The sequence below is a fragment of the Pseudomonas sp. B3(2017) genome, from assembly GCF_002113595.1.
In the GTDB taxonomy this organism is placed as follows: Bacteria; Pseudomonadota; Gammaproteobacteria; order Pseudomonadales; family Pseudomonadaceae; genus Aquipseudomonas; species Aquipseudomonas ekonensis.
This window is the reverse complement of sequence record NZ_NEIU01000006.1, coordinates 162,273-185,081: the sequence shown is the minus strand read 5'-3', so window position 1 is coordinate 185,081 and position 22,809 is coordinate 162,273. Positions and strand designations below refer to the sequence as shown.

22 protein-coding genes are annotated in these 22,809 nt (G+C 65.3%); 8 read left to right on the top strand and 14 right to left on the bottom strand.

Annotated elements, in window-relative coordinates:
- Nucleotides 1–14 precede the first annotated feature (14 nt).
- The 5 genes from CAG33_RS11280 to CAG33_RS11260 all read left to right on the top strand — a co-directional run bounded on the left by CAG33_RS11280 (nucleotide 15) and on the right by CAG33_RS11260 (nucleotide 3,517).
- A complete protein-coding gene (locus tag CAG33_RS11280; RefSeq protein ID WP_085578599.1) occupies nucleotides 15–1,508 on the top strand; it encodes an RNA polymerase factor sigma-54 in 1,494 nt (497 codons plus the stop codon).
- A gap of 73 nt (nucleotides 1,509–1,581) precedes the next feature.
- The gene (gene hpf / locus CAG33_RS11275) at nucleotides 1,582–1,890 is read left to right on the top strand and encodes a ribosome hibernation-promoting factor, HPF/YfiA family (RefSeq protein ID WP_085578597.1); all 309 of its coding nucleotides are present in this window, start codon (nucleotides 1,582–1,584) and stop codon (nucleotides 1,888–1,890) included.
- Nucleotides 1,891–1,901: 11 nt separating this feature from the next.
- Nucleotides 1,902–2,366, top strand: a complete 465-nt coding sequence (gene ptsN, locus CAG33_RS11270) for a PTS IIA-like nitrogen regulatory protein PtsN (RefSeq protein WP_085578595.1) — start codon at nucleotides 1,902–1,904, stop codon at nucleotides 2,364–2,366.
- Nucleotides 2,367–2,368: 2 nt separating this feature from the next.
- A complete protein-coding gene (rapZ, locus tag CAG33_RS11265) occupies nucleotides 2,369–3,226 on the top strand; it encodes an RNase adapter RapZ (protein WP_085578593.1) in 858 nt (285 codons plus the stop codon).
- A gap of 15 nt (nucleotides 3,227–3,241) precedes the next feature.
- Complete coding sequence (locus CAG33_RS11260) at nucleotides 3,242–3,517, top strand: HPr family phosphocarrier protein (RefSeq protein ID WP_085578591.1); 276 nt, start codon at nucleotides 3,242–3,244, stop codon at nucleotides 3,515–3,517.
- A 42-nt stretch (nucleotides 3,518–3,559) separates the two neighbouring features.
- Here CAG33_RS11260 and CAG33_RS11255 read toward each other — a convergent pair whose 3' ends face one another.
- The 6 genes from CAG33_RS11255 to pmbA form a co-directional block, all read right to left on the bottom strand.
- On the bottom strand, nucleotides 3,560–4,453 hold the full coding sequence (locus tag CAG33_RS11255; RefSeq protein ID WP_085638420.1) for a ZIP family metal transporter: 894 nt from the start codon (nucleotides 4,451–4,453) through the stop codon (nucleotides 3,560–3,562).
- Between the two features lie 30 nt (nucleotides 4,454–4,483).
- The gene (locus CAG33_RS11250; protein WP_085631698.1) at nucleotides 4,484–5,095 is read right to left on the bottom strand and encodes a superoxide dismutase; all 612 of its coding nucleotides are present in this window, start codon (nucleotides 5,093–5,095) and stop codon (nucleotides 4,484–4,486) included.
- Between the two features lies 1 nt (nucleotide 5,096).
- Nucleotides 5,097–5,537 carry a hypothetical protein gene (locus CAG33_RS11245; protein WP_085578584.1) on the bottom strand — a complete coding sequence of 147 codons (441 nt, stop codon included), beginning with the start codon at nucleotides 5,535–5,537 and terminating at the stop codon, nucleotides 5,097–5,099.
- Nucleotides 5,538–5,563: 26 nt separating this feature from the next.
- Nucleotides 5,564–6,940 (bottom strand): aspartate ammonia-lyase, encoded by a 1,377-nt coding sequence (locus CAG33_RS11240; protein ID WP_085638417.1) that lies wholly within the window; start codon nucleotides 6,938–6,940, stop codon nucleotides 5,564–5,566.
- The gene (locus CAG33_RS11235; RefSeq protein ID WP_085578580.1) at nucleotides 6,921–7,328 is read right to left on the bottom strand and encodes a FagA protein; all 408 of its coding nucleotides are present in this window, start codon (nucleotides 7,326–7,328) and stop codon (nucleotides 6,921–6,923) included. The genes CAG33_RS11240 and CAG33_RS11235 overlap by 20 nt, the downstream gene beginning before the upstream one ends.
- Nucleotides 7,329–7,545: 217 nt before the next feature.
- Nucleotides 7,546–8,892: a metalloprotease PmbA gene (gene pmbA, locus CAG33_RS11230; RefSeq protein ID WP_085578892.1), complete on the bottom strand. Its 1,347-nt coding sequence runs from the start codon at nucleotides 8,890–8,892 to the stop codon at nucleotides 7,546–7,548.
- A 108-nt stretch (nucleotides 8,893–9,000) separates the two neighbouring features.
- Here pmbA and yjgA point away from each other — a divergent pair, with 108 nt between their 5' ends.
- Nucleotides 9,001–9,525, top strand: coding sequence for a ribosome biogenesis factor YjgA (yjgA, locus tag CAG33_RS11225; RefSeq protein ID WP_085578578.1), 525 nt, complete (start codon nucleotides 9,001–9,003; stop codon nucleotides 9,523–9,525).
- Between the two features lie 51 nt (nucleotides 9,526–9,576).
- On the opposite strand, the gene tldD is transcribed toward yjgA, so the two are convergent.
- From tldD to mreB, 8 genes are all read right to left on the bottom strand, one after another.
- Nucleotides 9,577–11,019 (bottom strand): metalloprotease TldD, encoded by a 1,443-nt coding sequence (gene tldD, locus CAG33_RS11220; RefSeq protein ID WP_085638414.1) that lies wholly within the window; start codon nucleotides 11,017–11,019, stop codon nucleotides 9,577–9,579.
- 5 nt (nucleotides 11,020–11,024) lie between these two features.
- On the bottom strand, nucleotides 11,025–11,885 hold the full coding sequence (locus CAG33_RS11215; RefSeq protein ID WP_085578574.1) for a carbon-nitrogen hydrolase family protein: 861 nt from the start codon (nucleotides 11,883–11,885) through the stop codon (nucleotides 11,025–11,027).
- A gap of 58 nt (nucleotides 11,886–11,943) precedes the next feature.
- Nucleotides 11,944–15,747: a YhdP family protein gene (locus CAG33_RS11210; RefSeq protein ID WP_085638411.1), complete on the bottom strand. Its 3,804-nt coding sequence runs from the start codon at nucleotides 15,745–15,747 to the stop codon at nucleotides 11,944–11,946.
- A 75-nt stretch (nucleotides 15,748–15,822) separates the two neighbouring features.
- Complete coding sequence (gene rng, locus CAG33_RS11205; RefSeq protein WP_085578570.1) at nucleotides 15,823–17,280, bottom strand: ribonuclease G; 1,458 nt, start codon at nucleotides 17,278–17,280, stop codon at nucleotides 15,823–15,825.
- Nucleotides 17,281–17,338: 58 nt separating this feature from the next.
- A complete protein-coding gene (locus tag CAG33_RS11200) occupies nucleotides 17,339–17,935 on the bottom strand; it encodes a nucleoside triphosphate pyrophosphatase (protein WP_085638408.1) in 597 nt (198 codons plus the stop codon).
- Between the two features lie 90 nt (nucleotides 17,936–18,025).
- The gene (mreD, locus tag CAG33_RS11195) at nucleotides 18,026–18,517 is read right to left on the bottom strand and encodes a rod shape-determining protein MreD (RefSeq protein ID WP_085578566.1); all 492 of its coding nucleotides are present in this window, start codon (nucleotides 18,515–18,517) and stop codon (nucleotides 18,026–18,028) included.
- On the bottom strand, nucleotides 18,517–19,659 hold the full coding sequence (mreC, locus tag CAG33_RS11190) for a rod shape-determining protein MreC (RefSeq protein WP_085631708.1): 1,143 nt from the start codon (nucleotides 19,657–19,659) through the stop codon (nucleotides 18,517–18,519). The genes mreD and mreC overlap by 1 nt, the downstream gene beginning before the upstream one ends.
- Before the next feature lie 141 nt (nucleotides 19,660–19,800).
- Nucleotides 19,801–20,838, bottom strand: coding sequence for a rod shape-determining protein MreB (gene mreB / locus CAG33_RS11185; RefSeq protein ID WP_002555108.1), 1,038 nt, complete (start codon nucleotides 20,836–20,838; stop codon nucleotides 19,801–19,803).
- Between the two features lie 211 nt (nucleotides 20,839–21,049).
- On the opposite strand from mreB, the gene gatC reads away from it, so the two are divergent.
- Both gatC and gatA read left to right on the top strand, forming a co-directional pair.
- Nucleotides 21,050–21,337, top strand: a complete 288-nt coding sequence (gene gatC / locus CAG33_RS11180) for an Asp-tRNA(Asn)/Glu-tRNA(Gln) amidotransferase subunit GatC (protein WP_020297123.1) — start codon at nucleotides 21,050–21,052, stop codon at nucleotides 21,335–21,337.
- A gap of 16 nt (nucleotides 21,338–21,353) precedes the next feature.
- Nucleotides 21,354–22,805, top strand: a complete 1,452-nt coding sequence (gene gatA / locus CAG33_RS11175) for an Asp-tRNA(Asn)/Glu-tRNA(Gln) amidotransferase subunit GatA (RefSeq protein ID WP_085578562.1) — start codon at nucleotides 21,354–21,356, stop codon at nucleotides 22,803–22,805.
- Nucleotides 22,806–22,809 lie beyond the last annotated feature (4 nt).

Here is a 22,809-nt window from a genome sequence, read left to right as displayed (position 1 = left end):
GTTAAGCCCCTGCCATGAAACCATCGCTAGTCTTGAGAATGGGCCAGCAGCTGACGATGACGCCGCAGCTGCAACAGGCCATCCGTCTGCTCCAATTGTCGACCCTGGACCTGCAGCAGGAGATCCAGGAGGCCCTGGAATCCAACCCGATGCTCGAACGCCAGGAAGACGGCGACGACTTCGACAGTTCCGACCCCATGGCCGACAACGCCGAACAGAAGCCCAACACCGAGATCCAGGAACCGGCCTACCAAGAGGCGGCGCCGACGGTGGACAGCCTCGAGGACGGCGAATGGAGCGAGCGCATCCCCAACGAACTGCCGGTCGACACCGCCTGGGAAGACGTCTACCAGACCAGCGCCAGCAGCCTGCCCGGCAACGATGACGACGAGTGGGACTTCACCACCCGCACCTCCGCCGGCGAGAGCCTGCAAAGCCACCTGCTGTGGCAGCTCAACCTGGCGCCGATGTCGGACACCGACCGTCTGATCGCCGTCACCCTGATCGACTGCATCAACAATCAGGGCTACCTCGACGAATCCCTCGAAGAAATCCTCGACGCGTTCGATCCGGAGCTGGACATCGAGCTCGACGAGATCGAAGCCGTCCTGCACCGCATCCAGCAGTTCGAACCGGCGGGCATCGGTGCCCGCAACCTCGGCGAATGCCTGCTGCTGCAATTGCGCCAACTGCCGGCCAAGACCCCGTGGCTGACAGAGGCCAAGCGCCTGGTCACCGACTTCATCGACCTGCTCGGCAGCCGCGACTACAGCCAGCTGATGCGGCGCATGAAGCTCAAGGAAGACGAACTGCGCCAGGTCATCGAGCTGGTGCAGAGCCTCAATCCGCGTCCGGGCTCGCAGATCGAGTCGTCCGAGGCCGAGTACGTGGTGCCGGACGTCATCGTGCGCAAGGACAACGAACGCTGGCTGGTCGAGCTGAACCAGGAATCCGTGCCGCGCCTGCGGGTCAACGCCCAGTACGCCGGCTTCGTGCGCCGCGCCGACACCAGCGCCGACAACACTTTCATGCGCAACCAGTTGCAGGAGGCGCGCTGGTTCATCAAGAGCCTGCAGAGCCGCAACGAGACCCTGATGAAAGTGGCGACCCAGATCGTCGAGCATCAGCGCGGCTTCCTGGAGTACGGCGACGAAGCCATGAAACCCCTGGTGCTGCACGACATCGCCGAAGCGGTGGGCATGCACGAGTCGACGATTTCCCGGGTGACCACGCAAAAGTTCATGCATACCCCCCGGGGCATTTATGAGCTGAAATACTTTTTCTCCAGCCACGTCAGCACCTCCGAAGGCGGCGAATGCTCGTCCACGGCGATCCGCGCGATCATCAAGAAACTGGTTGCCGCGGAAAATCAGAAAAAGCCGTTGAGCGACAGCAAGATCGCTGGTTTACTGGAGGCACAAGGCATTCAGGTGGCTCGCCGCACCGTCGCCAAGTACCGTGAATCCCTCGGGATCGCGCCTTCGAGCGAACGCAAGCGGTTGATGTAAGCCACGTTACAGCGTTCCAGTGGCAGGCTATCCCGCCTGCCGCTTTATGCACTGGCAACGAAGGAGAAGCTGTATGCAAGTCAACATCAGTGGACACCAACTGGAAGTGACCGCCCCTCTGCGCGAGTACGTCGAGTCCAAGCTCAAGAAGATCGAGGGACATTTCGACAAGATCACCAACGTTCAGGTGATCATGACCGTCGAGAAGCTCAAACAGAAAATCGAAGCCACGCTGCATGTGCCGGGTAAGGAAGTGGTGGCCAATGCCGAACATGACGACATGTACGCAGCCATTGACCTCCTGACCGACAAACTGGATCGCCAACTCAAAACGCATAAGGAAAAGACCCAGAAAGTCCTTCAGGGCGCTACCGGTCGATAACCCCCCACTCCATGATCCGACTTGAAAGTATCCTGACCCCCGGCCGTTCCCTCGTGAACGTGCCGGGCGGCAGCAAAAAGAAAGCCCTCGAACAAATTGCCAACCTGATCGCCCGGGAAGTGCCGGATCTGGAGATGCAAGATGTCTTCGAGGCACTGGTCGCCCGTGAGAAGCTCGGTTCCACCGGCTTCGGCAACGGCATCGCCATTCCGCACTGCCGCCTCAAGGGTTGCGAGTCGCCCATCAGCGCGCTGATGCACCTTGAAGCCCCCATCGATTTCGACGCCATCGACGGCGCCCCGGTCGACCTGCTGTTCGTCCTGCTGGTTCCGGAAGCCGCCACCGATGCGCACCTGGAGCTGCTGCGCCAGATCGCCAGCATGCTCGACCGCAAGGAAGTACGCGAAAAACTGCGTCGCGCCGCCAGCAACAAAGACTTGTATCAGGTTGTCCTGAACGAGCAGAACGGGCAGTAACCATGCGTCTGATCATCGTCAGCGGCCGTTCCGGCTCGGGTAAAAGCACCGCACTGGATGTCCTGGAGGACAACGGTTACTACTGCATCGACAACCTGCCGGCCGGCCTGCTGCCGGATCTGGCCGAGCGTGCGTTGATCCATACCGAACTGTCGCAGCCGCTGGTCGCCGTCTCCATCGATGCGCGCAACCTGCCGAGCCACCTGTCGCGTTTTCCCGAACTGCTCGAAGAAGTCCGCAGCCGGCATATCCAGTGCGACGTCCTCTACCTGGACGCCGACGAGGAAACCCTGCTCAAGCGCTTCTCGGAAACCCGCCGGCGCCACCCGCTGAGCAGCGCCAACCGTTCGCTGGCCGAAGCCATCGAAGACGAAACGGCCTTGCTCGGCCCCATCGCCGACCTGGCGGACCTTAAGGTCAACACCACCAGCCTGAACCTGTACCAGCTGCGTGACACCATCAAGCTGCGCCTGCTGAACCAGCCGGAGCCCGGTACGGCGTTCCTGGTGGAGTCGTTCGGTTTCAAACGCGGCATGCCGGTGGATGCCGACCTGGTGTTCGATGTACGCTGCCTGCCCAATCCGTACTGGAAGCCCGAACTGCGCGCACAGTCCGGCCTGGACGAGCCGGTGGCCGAATACCTCGCGGCGCAGCCGGAGGTCGAGGAGATGTTCCAGGACATCTACGCCTACCTGCTCAAGTGGCTGCCACGCTTTGCCGCCAGCAACCGCGCCTACGTCACCATTGCCATCGGCTGCACCGGCGGGCACCACCGCTCCGTCTACCTGACCGAGCGCCTGGGCCAGGCGCTGCAGAAAACCCTGAAGAACGTCCAGGTCCGCCACCGCGACCTCACCTAAAGGATCCACACCGCGATGCCTGCTCTGGAAATCGAAATCATCAACAAACTGGGTCTGCATGCCCGGGCATCGGCCAAGTTCGTCGGTGTCGCCGGCCAGTTCCCGGATTGCACGATCAGGGTCGGCCGCACGCCGGAAACCACGGTGGACGGCAAGAGCATCATGGCCATGATGATGCTGGCCGCCGGCAAGGGCACCAAGATCCACCTGAGCACCGAAGGGCATCAAGAGAAAGAAGCCATGGATGCGCTGGTGGCGCTGATCAACAACTATTTCGACGAAGGCGGCTGAGACCGTATTCGTCAGGAGGGAGCGAAGGCGCCCTCCTGAGATTCACCCCAACGCCGTATCCATCACCATCATCAGACAGAAGCCCACCAGCAATCCCAGGCTGGCCAGCTTGTCATGGCCGTTGCGCCGCGACTCCGGAATCACTTCGTGGGTCACCACCAGCAGCATCGCCCCTGCGGCCAACGCCAGCCCCAACGGCAACAGCACCTGCGCAAGGCTGACCAGCCACGCGCACAGCAGCGCAAACACCGGCTCCACCAGCCCTGAGGCGGCACCGATCAGGAACGCTTTCATGCGCGACATCCCCGCCCCGGCGAGCACCAAGGCGATCACCAGCCCTTCCGGCACATCCTGCAAGGCAATGCCCATGGCCAGGCTGTCCGCATCCGGCATGCCGCCGCCGGCCGACACGCCCACGGCCATGCCTTCCGGGATGTTGTGGGCGATGATGGCGAACACGAACAGCCAGATGCGCGGCGGGATCACCGGGTGTTCGACGGTGCCGACGAGCATTTCCGGGGTCGCGCCGGAAACCCGGCGATCCACCAGGTACAGCCCGAACGCACCGGACAGGATGCCCAGGCAGATCAGGCCGCTGGCGCCCCACGGCGTCATGCCCAGGCCCTCGGCGGCGGCGATGCCCGGCACGATCAGCGAAAACGCCGTCGCCGCCAGCATCACGCCGGCGCCGAACCCCAGCAAAGAATCGCTAAGCGCCTGCGGCATGCGCCGGATCACCAGCACCGGCACGGCCCCCAGCGCCGTGCCGAGGGCGCAGACCGCACCGCCCTGCAATGCCCGCGACAGTCTCGGCTCAAGATCCAGCCATTCCAGCCCGTGGGCGACCAGCAAGGTCATGCCCGCCAACAGCAGCAGCGAGCCGAACGCGTAACGGAACATCCGCCCGCCGCCGATCGCCAGTGTTCCAGTGCCCATAGTCAGCCTTGAATGGTTTTTATCGGGGACTCAAGCCAGCGCCGCCTGATAGCGCGCAGCGACTTCCGGCCAATTGATCACGTTGTAGAACGCACTGATGTATTCCGGCCGGCGGTTCTGGTAGCGCAGGTAGTAGGCGTGTTCCCAGACGTCGAGGCCGAGGATCGGCGTGTTGCCGTTCATCAACGGGCTGTCCTGGTTGCCGCTGCTCTCCACCAGCAGTTTTTTCTCCGGGGTGACGCTGAGCCAGGCCCAGCCGCTGCCGAAACGGGTCAACGCCGCTTTGGTGAATGCTTCCTTGAACGCGTCGAGGCCGCCCAGTTGCTCGTCGATGGCCTCGGCCAGCGCGCCGTCCGGCGCACCGCCGCCGTCGGGCACCATCACTTCCCAGAACAGCGAATGGTTGGCGTGGCCGCCGCCCTGGTTGATCACCGCCGCCCGCAGGCTTTCCGGCAGTTGCCGGACGCTGGCGACCAGCCGTTCCACCGGCCACCCGGCGTATTCCGTGCCCTCGACGGCGGCGTTGAGGTTGTTGATGTAGGTCTGGTGATGCTTGGTGTAGTGGATCTCCATGGTCTGCGCGTCGATGTGCGGCTCAAGCGCGTCGTAGGCGTAAGGCAAGGCAGGCAGGGTAAAAGCCATTTCAATGGACTCCATGGTGATGTGAAACCGACGGCCGGCGCGCATTGCCGGCGTCCGGATGCAGCAGACGCTGGGTGCGCGGGTATTCGCCGTGCTCGCTGATGAAATTGAGCAGCTCGACATAGGTCTTGCTGCTCTGGCGCAGCGCCGCTTCGCGCAGGGCCGGGCGCAGGCGTTCGTCCTGCATGGCCTGCAGCAGCCGCTGATGGATGGCGCACAGGTATTCGGCGCTCTCCTCCGGCTGGTTCAGGCGCAGGTGCAGATCCGCCAGGTTGTGGTGCGAGATGACACAGGCCGCCACCGCTTCGTCGGCGTCCGCCCAGCGCTCGAACAGCACCTGAGCCAGGGCCAGGGCTTGCAGGTAGGCTTCGCGGGCATCGATCAGTTCGCCCAGCATGAAGCAGCGATTGGCCCGTTCGATCGTGCGTTTCCAGTGCTCCATGGTGAACCTCCAAAGCGGTGCGGCGCTTACACGCCGCCGGCGGTGAGTTTTTCGGGGTTGAGCAACGCTTCCAGTTCGCTGCGCGACAGGTCGGTGTGCTCCAGCGCGACGTCGATCACCGCGCGGCCCTGCTTGTAGGCCTGCTTGGCGATTTCGGCGGCCTTCTGGTAACCGATGATCGGGTTGAGCGCGGTCACCAGGATCGGGTTGCGCGAGAGCGCTTCCTTGAGGCGCGACTCGTTGACCTTGAAGCTGGCGATGGCTTTGTCGCCCAGCAGCCGACTGGCGTTGGCCAGCAGTTCGATGCTGCCGAGCAGGTTCTGGGCGATGATCGGCAGCATCACGTTCAGCTCGAAATTGCCCGACTGGCCGGCGACGGTGATGGCCGCGTCATTGCCGATCACTTGCGCGGCGACCATGGCGGTGGCTTCCGGAATCACCGGGTTGACCTTGCCGGGCATGATCGACGAGCCCGGCTGCAAGCCTTCCAGCTCGATCTCACCCAGGCCGGCCAAGGGGCCCGAGTTCATCCAACGCAGGTCGTTGGCGATTTTCATCAGCGACACGGCGGTGGCCTTCAACTGGCCGGAGACGGCGACGGCGGTGTCCTGCGAGCCGATCAGCGCAAACAGATCCTTGCCCGGCGTGAACTGCACGTGGGTGAGCTGGCTCAGGTGACGGCTGAAACGCCCGGCGAACTCCGGATGCGCGTTGATCCCGGTGCCGACCGCCGTGCCGCCCTGGGCCAGGGACTGCAGGCTCGGCAACAGGTTCTGCAGATGGCCGACGTTGGCCTTGAGCTGCTGCGCCCAGCCGTTGAGCACCTGACTCATGCGCACGGGCATGGCATCCATCAGGTGCGTGCGGCCGGTTTTCACGTGGTGATGGACCTGAACGGCCTTGTGCTCGATCACCTGCACCAGGTGCAGCAGCGCCGGCAGCAGTTGCTCGTGCAGGGCCAGGGCGGCGCTGACGTGGATGGTGGTCGGGATGATGTCGTTGCTGCTCTGGCCGCAATTGACGTGATCGTTCGGGTTGACCGGCTCGCCCAGCAGACGGCTGGCCAGGGTTGCGATCACTTCGTTGGCGTTCATGTTGGAACTGGTGCCGGAGCCGGTCTGGAAGACATCCACCGGGAAATGCTGCATGAAGTCGCCTTCGAGCAAGCCTTGGGCGGCATCGCTGATGGCCTTGCCTTGAGCGGCGCTGAGCTGGTTGAGTTCGACGTTGGCCCGGGCGGCGGCGGCCTTGGCCAGGATCAGCGCACGGACGAACTGGGTGGGCATCGGCTTGCCGCTGATCGGGAAGTTATCCACCGCCCGCTGGGTCTGCGCGCCGTAGAGCGCGTCCGCCGGCACCTGCAGTTCGCCCATGCTGTCGCGCTCAATACGTGTCTTGGTCATCGGTGAATCCTTGGACTAGTTCAATGAGGGGAATCGAGGGAAGCAACTCGCAGGTCGCCAGTTGCCAGGTGAAGCTTTGCCAGCGCTTGAGCCGGCATTTGCACAGCGAGAGGCGCTCCATCTCACGCAGGGGGCGCCAGGCCTGGTCGAGGCACAGGCTGCGCCAATGCCACGGCAAGGCGATGTCGTTGGCGGTGTCCATCAGCAGACGGAAAGCGGTTTCGGCGATCGTCCAGGGCGACGTCGTCGTGCAGCAGGCCAGGTAGCGGCCCTCGGCGAGGTAATGTTCGATCAGGCGCGGCTCGTCCGGATCCATCGCACAGCGGATCTGGCGGCTCATCCAGCGCCAGCTTTCGAGGTAAGGCTGCTCGTGCAAGGCAGAACTCATGATTCCTGGCTCATCCGATAATGAGATTTATTATTAGTTGATAATGAGAACCAAAACAAGAGCGCCCAAATTTTGCTGATTCAGGCAAAAACGGTGGGAGCCAGCCCTGCTGGCGATGGCGTCAATGCAGGCGCTTCCCCGGAGACCCGGTATTGCAGGACACAAAAAAGGCGCGCCACCCGCTGGGGTGACGCGCCTTTTTGCGCAACGGTCGAGCTTAGCTGCCCGCGACGGTCATCCGCTCGATCAGCACCGATCCTGTGCGGATATTGCTGCGAAGTTCCAGATCGTTGCCCACCGCGACAATCTGCTTGAACATGTCGCGCAGGTTGCCGGCGATGGTCACTTCCTGCACCGCGAACTGGATTTCGCCGTTCTCGACCCAGTACCCCGCCGCTCCGCGCGAGTAGTCGCCGGTGACCATGTTCAGGCCGTGGCCCATCAGTTCGGTGACCAGCAGGCCCCGGCCCATGCGCCGCAGCAGCGCCGCCTGATCCTCGTCGCCATGGGTGACGAACAGGTTGTGCACGCCGCCGGCGTTGGCGGTGCTCGGCATGCCGAGCTTGCGGCCGGAATAGGTGCCGAGGATGTACGACACCAGCTCACCCTTTTCGACGAACGGCTTGGCGTAGGTCGCCAGACCGTCGCCGTCGTAGGCCGCGCTGCCCATGGCGCGCATCAGGTGCGGGCGCTCATCGATGGTCAGCCATTCCGGAAACAGCTGCTGCCCCAGCGTGCCTTCAAGGAACGACGCCTTGCGGTACAGGCTGCCGCCGGACACCGCCGACAGGAAACTGCCGAACAGGCCGCCAGCCAGTTCTGCCGAAAACAGCACCGGCACTTCGCAGGTCGGCACGGGACGTGCGCCCAGACGGCTCGCCGCCCGCTGCGCGGCCCGCTGGCCGATGCTCACCGGATCCGCCAGCAAGTTGCCCTGACGGTTCACGTCATACCAGTAGTCGCGCTGCATCTGGCCGTCGGCCTCGGCGATCATCACACAGCTGAGGCTGTGCCGGGTCGAGGCGTAGCCGCCGACGAAGCCGTGGCTGTTGCCGTAGACGCGGCAGCCCTGATGGGTGCTCAGCGTCGTGCCGTCGGCGTTCCTGATCCGCGCATCGGCGTCGAACGCCGCCGCCTCGCAGATCAAGGCTTTCTCGATGGCCTGCTCGGGGGTGATGTCCCAGGCGTGGAACAGGTCGAAATCCTGGACGTCCCTGGCCATCAGCGCGGCGTCGGCCAGGCCGGAGGCTTCGTCCTCGGAGGTGTGCTTGGCGATGGCCAGCGCGGCGGCGACGGTTTCGCGGATCGCGTCAGGCCCGGTCGCCGAGGTGCTGGCCGAACCTTTGCGCTGGCCGACATACAAGGTGATGCCGAAGCCCTGGTCGCGGTTGAACTCGACCGTCTCGACTTCGCGCTGACGCACCGACGTCGACAGCCCCTGCTCAAGCGACACCGCCACTTCGCAGGCGCTGGCCCCTTGGCGCTTGGCTTCGGCGATGATCTGCTCGACCTGTTCCTGCAGGGCCGGCAATGCCTGCGGGCCGACGCTTTCAACTGCACTCATGCTCATCTCCACTCAAATTCTGCTTTCGGCTGGGGCCATCGAGCGACCGGGCCGGACAAGCGGCCCCCGACTGGTTATCATGGCGGCGTTTCTTTGCGGACTGCCACCATGGTTGATTCTTACGACGACTCCCTCGATACGGGAGAAAAAAGCAAATCCCAGGTCAAACGCGAGCTGCATGCTCTGGTTGACCTCGGCGAGCGCCTCACGACCCTCAAGCCCGACTTGCTGGCCAAGCTGCCGTTGACCGACCCGTTGCGCCGGGCCCTGGCCGATGCGCCCAAGCACGTGGCGCACATCGCACGCAAACGGCACCTGCAGTTCATCGGCAAGCTGATGCGCGACCAGGACACCGACGCCATCCTGGTGCTGCTCGACCAGCTCGACGCTTCCACCCGCCAGTACAACGAGCGTTTCCACAACCTCGAACGCTGGCGCGACCGCCTGATCGGCGGTGACGACGCGGTGCTGGAGAAGTTCGTCGCCGAATACCCGGAGACCGACCGTCAGCAACTGCGCTCCCTGATCCGTCAGGCCCAGCACGAGGTGGCGCGTAACAAGCCGCCGGCCTCCAGCCGTAAAATCTTCAAGTACATCCGAGAGCTCGACGAGACCCAACGCGGCCTGCGTTGATCATCGTCACCGGGTGGCCGCCCAAGGCGCCACCCGTCGCTCCATCCCTTCTTATGCGCCTGTGCCGCCCACGGTGATCGCGTCGATCTTCAGCGTCGGCTGGCCCACGCCCACCGGCACCGATTGCCCGTCCTTGCCGCAGGTGCCCACGCCGCTGTCCAGCGCCAGGTCGTTGCCGACCATCGACACCCGGCTCATGGCCTCCGGGCCGTTGCCGATCAGGGTGGCGCCCTTGACCGGTGCGGTGATCTTGCCGTCCTCGATCAGGTACGCCTCGCTGGTGGAGAACACGAACTTGCCGCTGGTGATGTCTACCTGGCCGCCGCCGAGGTTGGCGCAGTAGATGCCCTTCTTCACCGAGGCGATGATTTCCGCCGGATCGCTTTCGCCGCCCAGCATGTAGGTGTTGGTCATCCGCGGCATCGGCAGGTGCGCGTAGGACTCGCGCCGGCCGTTGCCGGTACGGGCCACGCCCATCAGGCGGGCGTTGAGCTTGTCCTGCATGTAGCCCTTGAGCACGCCGTTCTCGATCAGGGTGGTGCACTCGGTCGGGGTGCCTTCGTCGTCGACGCTCAGGGAACCGCGGCGACCGCTCAAGGTGCCGTCATCGACGATGGTGCAGAGTTTGGAGGCGACCATTTCGCCCATCCGGCCGCTGTAGGCCGAACTGCCCTTGCGGTTGAAGTCGCCTTCCAGGCCATGGCCGACCGCTTCGTGCAGCAGCACGCCGGACCAGCCCGAACCCAACACCACCGGCAACGTGCCGGCCGGCGCCGGAATCGCTTCCAGGTTGACCAGCGCCTGGCGCAGGGCCTCACGGGCGTAGCCCATGGCACGGTCTTCGGCGAGGAAATAGCGGTAGTCGGTACGCCCGCCGCCGCCATGGCCACCCCGTTCGCGGCGACCGTTCTGCTCGACGATCACGCTGACGTTGAAGCGCACCAGCGGCCGCACGTCCGCCGCCAGCCCGCCGTCGGTGGACGCCACCATGATCCGCTCCCAGACGCCGGCCATGCTCACGCTGACCTGCTGGATGCGCGGGTCGAGGGCGCGGGTGGCGACGTCGATGCGCTTGAGCAGGTCGACCTTCTCGGCGCGGCTCAGCACTTCCAGCGGATTGTCCGGCGCGTACAGCTGCGCGACGTCCTGGGTGGTGAACGCCTGCACCTTGCCGTCCTGACCGGCGCGGGAGATCGAGCGGGCCGCACGGGCCGCCGCGCCCAGCGCTTCCAGGGTGATGGCGTTGCTGTAGGCGAAGCCGGTCTTCTCGCCGGACTGCGCCCGTACGCCGACGCCCTGGTCGAGGTTGAAGCTGCCTTCCTTGACGATGCCGTCTTCCAGCGACCAGGACTCGGAAATCTGCCCCTGGAAGTACAGGTCGGCGGCATCGATGCCGGGGCCGGCCAGGTCACCGAGCACGCCTTGCAGGCTCTCGATGGTCACGCCGCCGGGCGCCAACAGGTGGTCACTGACTGAGGACAACAACTCGCTCATAGGTTCTACGCCTTAAATTCGTGTTCTGAGGCAGGCCGCTGCGCGCCCTGCGAGAAAAACCGCCGGTGAGTGGCCACCGGCATCCGCGCCCGGATGGACGCCTGTTCGCTGCTGTCGCGCTCGGCCAGCAGCACGGCCTCGCCGGTGTCCTGTTGCGCCAGCACGCGGCCCCACGGGTCGATGATGGCTGCGTGGCCGAAAGTCTCGCGCGGGCCCGGATGCATCCCGCCCTGGGCCGCCGCCAGCACATAGCACTGGGTCTCGATGGCCCGTGCGCGGATCAGCACATCCCAGTGCGCGGCGCCGGTCACCGCCGTGAAGGCCGACGGCGCGGTGATCAGCTCGGCGCCGGCGGCCCGCAGTTCGCTGTAGAGCTCCGGGAAGCGCAGGTCGTAGCACACCGTCAGCCCCAGCCGGCCCACCGGCGTGTCCGCCACCACCACGCCGCTGCCATAAGCATAGTCATCGGATTCGCGGTAACGGCCGCGATTGTCCGCCACATCGACATCGAACAGGTGCAGCTTGTCGTACCGCGCAACGATTTCGCCCTGGTCATCGACCAACAGCGAGCAGGCATGGGACTTCGCCGCAGGCTGGCCCACCGGTGGCAGCGGCAACGTGCCGGCCACGATCCATAACCTGAGGTCGCGCGCGGTCTGTTTCAACCACGGCAGGATCGGCCCCTCGCCCAGCGCTTCGGCACGGCCGATGTCGGCGATGTCGCGACGGCCCATGGCGGCGAAGTTCTCCGGCAGCACCGCCAGCTTCGCGCCCGCTTCGGCCGCCTGCTCAAGCAGGCGCCGGGCATCGCGCAGGTTGGCCGGCACATCGCTCTGGCTGACCATTTGAATCACCGCTAAAGACATGGCGCACTCCGCAAGAGGTTTGCGGCCATGCTACTCCATCGGTGCCGGGCCTGGCTGTTCAAAAGGGCTTGTCGAAGGTGATTTTCGGCTCTTTCCACGGCCCCTTGACCGTGTACTTGACGCTGGCGAACCGCGCCACGCGGTCGCCGATCAGCTTGTCGATCAGAAACAGCGCACCGCCGACCGCCGGCGCCCCCACGATCAGCGCCGCGATCGGCAGGTTGTTGGTCACCGGCAAGGTCACCAGCAGCCGGGCGTCCACCTGGTCGCCGACCAGGTCCAGGGTGCCGTTGAGCTCAATGTTGCTCGACGGCCCGGTCAGCAGGATCGGTTCGCGGGTCACGTAGACGCCGTTGGTCGCCACCAGCAGGCCCTTGACCCGGTCATAGCTCAGGCCTTTGCCGAACAGGTCGGAGAAGTCCAGGCGCAGGCGCCGGCCGATGGAGTTGAAGTTGAGCAGGCCGAACACCCGCAGCGCCTGGGCGCCCCCTTCCACCTCGACGAACTGGCCCTTGTTCAGCGACGCATCGAGGGTGCCGGAGAAGCGCTTGGTCGCCAGCCACGCCGGCGAACCCGGCCAGCGGCCGTCGACGTCCATGTGGAACTCTTCGCTGGTCACGCTCGGCGCGAACCCCCAGCCCTTGAGCACGTCGGCGAGGTTTTTGCCGCCGATCCGGCCCTTGTACCAACTGTTCGTGTTGCCCGGCGTGCCTTCCCAGCCGCCGCTGCCCTGCAGCAGGATGCCCTTGAGACCCAGGTCCAGGTTGCTCAGGGCGATGCCCTTGGCGGTCGGCCGCACTTTGAGCGACCAGCCGCCCACCAGGTCCTGGCCCTGGAACAGCTGGTTGACGGTGATGTCCAGCGCCGGAATCTTGCTCGGATCGACCGAGGCCAGAGGATCGGGCGCGTTCTCGTCAGCCTGCACCGCCGGATCCGGCGCCGGCAGGCGCACGTATTGCAGGTTCACCGCGATCGGCGCGCCGTTGGCGTCGGGAATCGCGACCGTGCCCTTGGCCTGCCGGCTGTCCAGCGCCAGCGCCCAGGCGCCCGCCTTGCGGTTGAGCTGCACCGACGCCTGATCCAGCGTGGTGCCGAACGCCGTGAGCCTGTCGACCTTGAAGTCGGCGCTGCTCAGCAGTTGCCTGGCGCTGCCGCCCGGATCCTTGCCGGCGTACTTGTCCACCAGGTCCTGCCACGGCTTGACGTCCAGCTCCGACAGCACGCCGCGCACCCGCAGGCCCTTGCCGCCGGGCAGCACCGCCTCGCCCGCGCCGAGGAACAGTTCACCGCGGCCGTCGGCGAAATTGCCCGGCGGCGCCGCGAAGGTGAAATTGGCCAACTGATCGTAATTGACCCAGTAGCGCCGCTCCGGCCCTTGCAGGGTCATGCGGAACACCGTGTCGCGTCCGGTGCTGGCCGGCAGGCCGAACGGCGCCGGCAGATCCACCGCCACGCCCTTGAGGCTGGAGCTGACCATCAACTGGCTGTCGGCGCCGTCCAGGTTCACCTGCAACTGATAGGGAACCGTGCCGGACACCGGCAGCGGCTGGGTCACGCCGAGCCAGTCGGTGAGTTTCTTCACCTCTACTTGTCCGGAGGCGGCCACGCGGGTCTTGAGCCGGCCCGGGCCGCCGTCGGCGAAGATCTGCGCGGTCACCGGTTTGTCGAACGCCCGTGCAGCGATGTTCTGCCCGCTCAGGCCCTTGGCGCTGTCGAACCGGAAATCGCCCTTGAGCTGGGTCAGCTCAAGCTTGGGCTCGGCCAGCTTCAGCCGCGCGTTGGCCGGCTTGAAGTCGACGAGGATCTTCGGCGCATCGCCCTTGGCCAGCGGCACGTCCAGCTTCAGCTTGCCGGTCAGTTCGCCCTCGCCCTCCCATCCGGCGAAGGTCTCGGCGGTGCCGATCGGCGCTTCCTGAAGGATCTTCAGACCGTCGCCCAGTCCGCCGGCGAACGCGCCGTCGAGGAGCAAATGGCTGTGTTCGCCTTCCGGCGCGTGGGGAATGTTGACGAACACGTCGCTGACCTGGGTGTCGAGCAACTGGCCCTTCTGCGCCACGATCCGGATGCCGCTGTCCTCGATGAACACGTCGCCGCTGACCTTGCTCACATGGGGCCAGCCCGGCTGGAACGCGAGTTCGGCGTCATGCACCTTGAAGAACAGGCTGATGCTGCGGTCTGCGTCGGCCGCGCCCTTGTTCAGCGAACCTTGGTACTGAAAGAAGCCCTGATCCACCGCGCCCTTGAGGATCGCGGTACGCAGCCATTCGTCGACCGCCGGGTTCAGGACCTGGGGCAGGTACTTGGCGGTGTAGCGTCCGTCGCCGTCCACCAGGCCGACGCGCAAGTCCATGTAGTCTTCCTGGTCGTGGTCGAAATGCAGGCGGATCAGGAAGTCGCCGGCGATCTTGCCCTCTTCGCCGAGCACCTTCAGGTACGGCGCGATCAGGGTGAAGCCTTCCTTGTCGAGCTTCCAGGTCAAGCGGGCGTTGGCCTGGATGTACTGCCACGGCTTGGCGAAGATCGGGTCCAGGTGCAGGACGAAGTCCTTGCTGTCCATCCGCAGTTCGCCGCCGCCCAAGTTGCCGCTGAGGCTGCCGCTGACGTTCCGCGCCGCCGGGGCGCCGTGGTAGGCGTCGAAGCCGACCCGGTCGAGGTTGGCGGCGAAGCTGAATCGTGAGTCATCGGTGGCGTTGGGGCGCACATCCAGCAGCACGTTGCGCAGTCCGCCGGTCACCTTCAGGCGCTCGACCACCGTGGCGAACCCTTGCGGCAACGGCCCCAGGGCATTGAGCAACGGCGTGATCGGCGTCAGGTCGATCCGGTCGGCCTGCAGGTGCCACAGTTCTTCGGCCTTGTCGCTGGCGGCGGTCTGCTTGATCTGCACCCGGGACTCCCAGCGGGTTTCGCCGAAGTTCATCGCCAGAGAATCGAGGGTGACAGTGGCGCCGTCGCGGTTGCGCTCGTAGTAAGCGTTGAGGGCCAGGTTGTCGATCCGGATCGGCTTGCGCTCGGCATAGGCGCCGGTCAGCTGCGGCGCGTTCAGACGCAGGGCGGCGCTCTGCAGCGTGCCTTCGCGCCAGTCGACCCACAGTTCGCCGCCGGCCTTGATCTCGGAGAAGTTCCACTGCTGGGTCAGGCGCTCGGGCAGCCATTTGGCCCAATCGCTCTGCGGCAGGCTCAGGTAGCCTTCGACGGCGCTGTCCTGCCACTGGCCGGCGCGGATCCGCGTACGCAGGCTGGTGGCCACCGGCTGGCCGTCGGGCAGGGTCAGACGCACGTCCAGCCGCTGGCGGACGGCGCCGGTCTTGAGGTTGAGGCCGACGTAGGTGAAGGTCAGCGGCGCGTGATCGAGCGGCTGCAAGGTCACCTGGCTGTCGAGCACGGACAGTTGCTGCACGATCTGCATGCGGTCGAACAGCTGCTGCGGATCCAGCGGCTGGTCCTGCTTGACCGGTAACCCTTCCAGTGCCCATTGGCCGTCTTCGCCTTCCTTGAGGCTGATCTTCAGGCCGTTGAGTTCGAGGTGGGCGATGCGCACTTCCCGGGCCAACAGGCTGGCCCACAGGTCCGGCACCGCACGCACCCGGTCCAGGCGCAGGGTGTTGGCGCCCTCGCCGACCGTCACGTCGTGGGCCAGCAGGATCGGCGCGAATCCGCTCCAGTCACCTTCAAGCTCGCCGATCTGCAGCGGCATGCCGAGGGCGGCGCCGGCCTTCTGCTCGACGTCGGCGCGGTACTCGGCCACCAGCGGCGCCAGTTCCCGGCCGAGGCTGACGTACAACGCCATCAACACCAGTGCCAGCGCGCACAGGCCCAACCCCCAGCGGGTGAGTGCGGCCAGAATGCGGGTCAGACGCTCCATGTCAGTTGGCTCCCATGGCAAAAAAACTGCGAAAAGCTGAGGCCAGCCGTTTCAGGACAAAGGCGACGCAGGGGATCAGAGCAGCACCACGTCATATTGTTCCTGGGAATACATGGTTTCTACCTGAAAGCGTATGGTGCGGCCAATGAACGCTTCAAGCTCGGCGACGTTGCCGGACTCTTCGTCGAGCAGCCGATCCACCACTTTCTGGTTCGCCAGCACGCGGTAGCCCTCGGCCTGATAGGCCCGGGCCTCGCGCAGGATCTCACGGAAAATCTCGTAACAGATGGTTTCCGGGGTCTTCAGCTTGCCGCGCCCCTGGCAACTGCTGCACGGCTCGCACAGCACCTGCTCAAGGCTCTCGCGGGTGCGCTTGCGGGTCATCTGCACCAGGCCCAGTTCGGTGATGCCGATGATGTTGGTCTTGGCGTGGTCGCGCTCCAGCTGTTTCTCCAGGGTGCGCAGCACCTGGCGCTGGTGCTCTTCGTCTTCCATGTCGATGAAGTCGATGATGATGATCCCGCCCAGGTTGCGCAGGCGCAGTTGCCGGGCGATCGCGGTGGCGGCTTCGAGGTTGGTCTTGAAGATGGTCTCTTCAAGGTTGCGGTGGCCGACGAAAGCCCCGGTGTTCACGTCGATGGTGGTCATGGCTTCCGCCGGATCCACCACCAGATAGCCGCCGGACTTGAGCGGCACCTTACGCTCCAGGGCCTTCTGGATCTCGTCCTCAACACCGTACAGGTCGAAGATCGGCCGCTCGCCCGGGTAATGCTCCAGGCGGTCGGCGATCTCCGGCATCAGTTCGGCGACGAACTGCGTGGTTTTCTGGAAGGTCTCCCGGGAGTCGATGCGGATCTTCTCGATCTTCGGGCTGACCAGGTCACGCAGCGTGCGCAGGGCCAGGCCGAGATCCTCGTAGATCACGTTCGGCGCGCCGATGGTCTTGATCTGGGCGCTGATCTGATCCCAGAGCCTGCGCAGGTAACGGATGTCCATCAGGATCTCGTCGGCCCCGGCGCCTTCGGCGGCGGTGCGCAGGATGAAGCCGCCGGCTTCCTTGATGTCTTCCTTGGCCACGCAGTCGCTGACCACCTGCTTGAGGCGTTCGCGCTCGGCTTCGTCCTCGATCTTCAGGGAAATGCCGACGTGGGCGGTGCGCGGCATGTAAACCAGGTAGCGCGACGGGATCGACAGCTGGGTGGTCAGGCGCGCGCCTTTCGAGCCGATGGGATCCTTGGTCACCTGCACCACCAGGCTCTGGCCTTCGTGCACCAGGGCGCCGATGCTTTCCACCGCCGGCCCTTCGCGCAGGGAGATTTCCGAGGCATGGATGAACGCGGCGCGGTCCAGGCCGATATCGACGAACGCCGCCTGCATGCCCGGCAGCACGCGCACGACCTTGCCTTTGTAGATGTTGCCGACGATCCCGCGTTTTTGCGTGCGCTCGACATGCACTTCTTGCAGCACACCGTTTTCGACCACCGCCACGCGCGATTCCATCGGCGTGATGTTGATCAGGATCTCTTCACTCATGGCAGGGTCTCGTTCAGGCGTGTTCACGGTAATGGCCGCATCTTGATCCGCACGGCGCTCACTGCGCGTTCAGGGTTTGCCAACAGGGTATGCCGAAATGGCCCAGCAGTTCTGCGGTTTCGCACAACGGCAAACCGACGACCGCGGAATAGCTGCCGTCCAGGCCCGCCACGAACACCGCGCCGAGGCCCTGGATGCCGTAGCCGCCGGCCTTGTCCCGGGGTTCGCCGCTGGCCCAGTAGGCGACGGCCTCCGCTTGGCCGATCGGGCGGAAACGCACCCGGCTGCGCACCACCCGCGACTCGCAGCGGCCGTCCTCGACCAAGGCGATCGCCGTCAGCACTTCATGCTCCCTGCCGGACAACATCATCAGCATGGCGCATGCATCGGCTTCGTCCACCGGTTTGCCGAGAATTTTGCCGTCCAGCACCACGGCGGTGTCGGCCCCCAGCACGCAGCCCCCGTCGCGGGAGCCGACGGCGCGGCGGCCGGCCTCGGCCTTGCCGCGGGCCAGGCGCTCGACATAGGCGCACGGGGTTTCATGGGGTGACGGGGTTTCGTCGATGTCCGCGCTGACGGCGGTGAACGGCACGCCGATCTGCGTGAGCAGTTCACGCCGGCGCGGTGAGCCGGAGGCAAGGTAAAGCGGCTTCATCAAGACATCTCCCTGTTGGGTGCCCTGCCTCGCACATGCCATTTCCGTTTGGCGAGGCAAGGCGCCGTCACGGGCGCATGCCTGGGCAGATCAATTGATTTTGTAGCGGCGGCGCAAGCCACGCAAAGCGAAGCTGACCCAAGGCCAGAGCAACGCGCTGACCAGCGCCGGCAGCACCAGCGCCAGCGTCGGCTGGCGGTTGCCGGTCAAGGCGCTGAGCCACAGCTGAACCAGTTGCGCGAGACCGAAGATCACCAGGATCACCAGGCTCTGCTGCCACATCGGGAACATCCGCAGGCGCTGCTGCAACGACAGCACCAGGAACGTGATCAGGGTCAGGATCAAGGCGTTCTGCCCCAGCAGCGTGCCGTACAGCACGTCCTCGGCCAACCCCAGGCAAAACGCGGTGACCATGCCGACCTTCTGCGGCAAGGCCAGCGCCCAGAACGCCAGCAGCAGGGCCAGCCACAGCGGGCGCAGGATTTCCATGAACTGCGGCAACGGCGACACGCTGAGCAGCATGCCGATGAAGAACGTCAGCCAGACCATCCAGCCGTTACGGGAAGCGGTAGCCCCGACCATTATTCCTGTCTCCCGGTGGTGGCTGGCGCAGCGGCCGGCGGTTTGGCCGCCGGTCGCGCAGCAGGCTGGGCTGCCGGTGGCTTGGCGGCGGTGGCGGCTGGCGGTTTCGCGGCGGCCGGGGCGGACGCCGGCGGCTTGCCGGCCGCAGGCTTGGCCGGGGTCGCGGCAGCAGGGCCCGCAGCGGCCGGGCTCGTGGCCGCCGGAGTCGCGGCAGGCACCGTGACCGGCTTGGGCACGGTCGCCGGAATCACCGGGCCGCCGCCCAGGGCGTCGAGGTTTTCCTGGGCCTGGGCCGCGTCATTCGCGCGCTCTTCGGCGGTGCGGTTGTCGCTGAACACCAACAGCATGTAGCGGCTGCGGTTCAGGGCGGCGGTCGGCACGGCACGAACGATGGCGAACGGCTGGCCGGAATCGTGGATCACTTCCTTGACCGTCGCCACCGGGTAACCGGCCGGGAAACGCTGGCCCAGGCCGGAGCTGACCAGCAGGTCGCCTTCCTTGATGTCGGCGGTGTCGGCCACGTGGCGCAGTTCCAGGCGTTCCGGGTTGCCGGTGCCGCTGGCGATGGCCCGCAGGCCGTTGCGGTTCACCTGCACCGGGATGCTATGGGTGGAGTCGGTCAGCAGCAGCACGCGGGAGGTGTACGGCATCAGTTCGACCACCTGGCCCATCAGGCCGCGGGCGTCGAGCACCGGCTGGCCGAGCACCACGCCGTCGCGCTCGCCCTTGTTGATGATGATGCGGTGGGTGAACGGGTTCGGGTCCATGCCGATCAGTTCGGCGACCTCGACCTTCTCGTTGACCAGCGCGGACGAGTTCAGCAACTCGCGCAGGCGCACGTTCTGCTCGGTGAGGGCGGCCAGCTTCTGCAGGCGGCCCTGCAGCAGCAGGTTCTCGGTCTTGAGTTTTTCGTTGTCGGCGATCAGCTCGGTGCGGCTGCCGAACTGGCTGGCGACACCGTCCCAGAGCCGTCCGGGCAGGTCGGTGATCCAGTAGGCGTCCATCAGCACCAGCGACATCTGGCTGCGCGCAGGCTTGAGCAGACTGAAGCGGGCATCGACCACCATCAGCGCGACCGACAGCACGGCCAGCACCAGCAGGCGCACGCCCAATGAGGGGCCCTTGGCGAAAAGCGGTTTAATAGGCCGCTCCTTCCGGACAGATGTTCTGTTTATTCATACGGCTTCAAACCGGCCTGGATGAAAACTGACAGAAGATAAACGCCGACAGGCAGCACTGCAAAGTGCTGCCTGTGCGTTCACCCACGTATTGCGCCCGGCGACTTATTCGCTGGAGAGCAGATCCATGGTGTGCTTGTCCATCATTTCCAAAGCACGGCCACCGCCACGGGCAACGCAGGTCAGCGGGTCTTCGGCGACGATCACCGGCAGACCGGTTTCCTGGGCCAGCAGCTTGTCCAGGTCACGCAGCAGCGCGCCGCCGCCGGTCAGCACCAGGCCACGCTCGGCGATGTCGGAAGCCAGCTCCGGAGGCGATTGCTCCAGGGCGCTTTTCACGGCCTGAACGATGGTCGCCAGCGACTCCTGCAGAGCCTCCAGCACTTCGTTGGAGTTCAGGGTGAATGCGCGCGGAACGCCTTCGGCCAGGTTACGGCCGCGGACGTCGACTTCACGGACTTCGCCGCCCGGATAGGCGGTGCCGATTTCCTGCTTGATGCGCTCGGCGGTGGATTCGCCGATCAGGCTGCCGTAGTTGCGGCGAACGTAGGTGATGATCGCTTCGTCGAAGCGGTCGCCGCCGACGCGGACGGATTCGGCGTAGACCACACCGTTCAGGGAGATCAGCGCGATCTCGGTGGTGCCGCCGCCGATGTCGACGACCATCGAGCCGCGGGCCTCTTCGACCGGCAGGCCGGCACCGATGGCAGCGGCCATCGGCTCTTCGATCAGGAACACTTCGCGGGCACCGGCGCCGAGGGCCGATTCACGGATGGCACGACGCTCGACCTGGGTGGACTTGCACGGAACGCAGATCAGCACGCGTGGGCTGGGCTGCAGGAAGCTGTTTTCGTGAACCTTGTTGATAAAGTATTGCAGCATCTTTTCGCAGACGCTGAAGTCGGCGATCACGCCGTCCTTCATCGGACGAATGGCGGCAATGTTGCCCGGCGTACGGCCGAGCATGCGCTTGGCTTCGGTGCCGACAGCCACGACACTTTTCTGGTTACCGTGTGTCCGGATGGCCACAACCGATGGCTCGTTCAGGACGATACCGCGCTCGCGCACGTAAATAAGGGTGTTGGCAGTGCCCAGGTCAATGGAAAGATCGCTGGAAAACATGCCACGCAGTTTCTTGAACATGGGAAAGGGACCCTAGGCAACGCGTGGGTAAAAAAGTGCGGCAAACTCTAACAACGACAGGGATTTTGGGCAAGGCGCCAATATGTTAAATTGGCCGCTTTTCTGCGCACCAAGCCCCACAATCGCGGCCTTATGACCGTAGAAGTGCGGTAGTGTTCCGACAATCTAACACAGGGACGCCGTCCGTCCTGTTTTCCACTGGAGAATCCCGATGGCGCTAGAACGCTCCGACGTGGAAAAAATCGCTCATCTGGCCTGCCTGGGCCTCAATGAAGCCGATCTTCCGCACATCACCTCGGCCCTCAACAGCATCCTGGGGCTGGTCGACGAAATGCAGGCCGTCGACACCGACGGCATCGAGCCGCTGGCCCACCCGCTGGAAGCCAGCCAGCGCCTGCGCGCCGACGTCGTCACCGAAAGCAATCACCGCGAGGCCTATCAGTCCATCGCACCAGCGGTCGAAAACGGCCTGTACCTGGTTCCGAAAGTCATCGACTAAAGGGAAAGAGCCTGCAATGCATCACATGACTCTGGCCGAGATCGCCCGCGGTCTGGCCGACAAGAAGTTTTCCTCCGAAGAGCTGACCAAGGCCCTGCTGGCGCGCATCGCCCAGCTCGACCCTCAGATCAACAGTTTCATCAGCCTCACCGAAGAGCTGGCGCTGGGCCAGGCGAAAGCCGCCGACGCCCGCCGCGCCAACGGTGAGAGCGGCGCCCTGCTCGGCGCGCCGATCGCCCACAAGGACCTGTTCTGCACCCAGGGCATCCGCACCAGCTGCGGCTCGAAGATGCTCGACAACTTCAAGGCCCCGTACGACGCCACCGTGGTCGCCAAGCTGGCCGCCGCCGGCACCGTGACCCTGGGCAAGACCAACATGGACGAATTCGCCATGGGTTCGGCCAACGAGTCGAGCTGGTACGGCCCGGTGAAGAACCCGTGGAACCTGGAACACGTGCCGGGCGGTTCGTCCGGCGGTTCCGCCGCCGCCGTGGCCGCGCGCCTGCTGCCGGCCGCCACCGCCACCGACACCGGCGGCTCGATCCGCCAGCCTGCCGCGTTCACCAACCTGACCGGCCTGAAGCCGACCTACGGCCGCGTTTCGCGCTGGGGCATGATCGCCTACGCGTCGAGCCTCGACCAGGGCGGCCCGCTGGCCCGCACCGCCGAAGACTGCGCGATCCTGCTGCAGGGCATGGCCGGGTTCGACCCGAACGACTCCACCAGCATCGATGAGCCGGTGCCGGACTACACCGCCGGCCTCAACGGCTCGCTGCAGGGCCTGCGCATCGGCGTGCCGAAGGAATACTTCGGCGCCGGCCTCGATCCGCGCATCGCCGAACTGATCCAGAACAGCATCCAGCAGCTGCAGAAGCTCGGTGCCGTGATCAAGGAAATCAGCCTGCCGAACATGCAGCACGCGATTCCGGCGTACTACGTGATCGCCCCGGCCGAAGCCTCCTCCAACCTGTCGCGCTTCGACGGCGTGCGCTTCGGCCACCGCTGCGAAGCCCCGAAGAACCTGGAAGACCTGTACAAGCGCTCCCGCGGCGAAGGCTTCGGCGCGGAAGTGCAGCGCCGGATCATGGTCGGCGCCTACGCGCTGTCCGCCGGCTACTACGACGCCTACTACCTGAAGGCGCAGAAGATCCGCCGCCTGGTGAAGAACGATTTCATGGCCGCGTTCAATGAAGTCGACATCATCCTCGGCCCGACCACGCCGAACCCGGCCTGGAAGCTCGGCGCCAAGAACAACGATCCGGTCGCCGCCTACCTGGAAGACTTCTACACCATCACCGCCAACCTGGCAGGCCTGCCGGGCCTGTCGATGCCGGCCGGTTTCGCCGACGGCCTGCCGGTCGGCGTGCAGTTGCTCGCTCCGTACTTCCAGGAAGGTCGCCTGTTGAACGTCGCCCACCAGTATCAGCTCAACACTGACTGGCACACCCGCACCCCAACCGGCTTCTGAGGAG